The following is a 1,319-nucleotide window of genomic DNA, read 5'->3' as shown; positions in this document are numbered from 1 at the left end:
TCGTCCTGGGTCTGATGGAGGCCCGTTCTATGGGATTTCGACCGTTTCGTGGTCGTCCCGTTGGGCAGCGTCGAACGCCTGCTCGAACTCGGCTGGCGGCCGGTCGTCGAGGTAGCCGTGCAGACGCGCGGTGTTGTGCCAGTGCACCCAGCCCAGCGTGGCGAGCTCGACATCGGCGACGGTCTTCCACGGCTGTTGCCGCGCAGGACCGCGGATGAGTTCGGCCTTGTAGTAGCCGTTCACGGTCTCGGCCAGGGCGTTGTCGTACGAGTCGCCGACCGAACCGATCGACGGCACGGCGCCGATCTCGGCGAGCCGCTCGCCGTAGCGCACCGACGTGAACTGCGACCCCGCATCGGAGTGACACCGCAGCCCGTCCAGCTCCGTGCCCCGTGACCAGCGGGCCATCTCGATCGCGTCGAGCACCATCGTGGTGCGCATGTGCGAGGCGACCCGCCACCCGACGATCGTGCGGGAGAACGCGTCGACGATGAAACACACGTAGGCCACCCCGGCCCAGGTCGGAACGTAGGTCAGATCTGTGACCCACAGCTGGTCGGGCGCCTCGGCCTCGAAGCGGCGCCCCACCAGGTCCGGGTGCCGCGCGGCGACGGGATCGGGGCGAGTGGTGCGCACCTTCTTGGTCCGCCGCACGCCCTCGATCCCCGCTGCGCGCATCAGCCGGGCGACCTGGTCACGGCCCACGTCCAGCCCGGCCCGGCCGGCGGCTTTCCATAGCTTGCGCGCCCCGTAGACGCGGTAGTTGTTCTCCCACAACGTGATCAGTTGCCCGATCAGCTCGGCGTCCCGGCAGGCCCGCTTCGAGGGCGGACGGGTCTTGGCGGCGTAATAGGTACTCGGGGCCACCTGCAGGACCCGGCAGATGGGCTCGACCCCGAGCGGACGTCCCTCGACCACCTCGGCGCGGCTCGCGTCGATAAACGCCACTACCTGCGATGCTGGCGGTCGAGCTCCGCCCCGAAGAAACTCGCAGCCCGCTTCAAGATCTCGTTCGCCCGGCGCAGCTCCCGGACCTCCTGCTCGAGCTCCCGCACACGAGCAGCCTCGTCGGTCGTCACACCGGGTTCGTGGCCGTCGTCGATGTCGGCCTGCCGCACCCACAACCGCACCGACTCGACCCCGTAGCCCAGCTGCTCGGCCACTCGCTTCACGGTGCCGTGCTCGCTGCCCAACTCCGCCCGCAGGGTCCGAACCATCCGCACCGCGGCGGCCCTCTCCTCCTCGGAGTACCGACGCGTGGTCGGCTTGCCCGGCGGCTGCTCCCTCGGCATGGCTCCATCCTCGTTTCCAAGGTCAGG

The 1,319-nt window shown here is 69.6% G+C and carries 1 protein-coding gene and 1 other annotated feature; the gene reads right to left on the bottom strand.

Annotated elements, in window-relative coordinates; all coding sequences use genetic code 11:
- Nucleotides 1–27: 27 nt before the first annotated feature.
- A protein-coding gene (locus tag CFP66_RS46840; protein WP_094932053.1) for an IS3 family transposase occupies nt 28–1,292 on the bottom strand; the annotation gives its coding sequence in 2 pieces (ribosomal slippage) (nt 28–989 and nt 989–1,292; 1,266 coding nt in all).
- Nucleotides 859–993 (bottom strand) — a sequence feature (AL1L pseudoknot). (Overlaps the previous gene by 135 nt.)
- Nucleotides 1,293–1,319 lie beyond the last annotated feature (27 nt).

Source organism: Pseudonocardia sp. MH-G8 (genome assembly GCF_002262885.1).
Classification (GTDB): domain Bacteria; phylum Actinomycetota; class Actinomycetes; order Mycobacteriales; family Pseudonocardiaceae; genus Pseudonocardia.
This window is presented reverse-complemented; position numbering and strand designations above follow the sequence as displayed.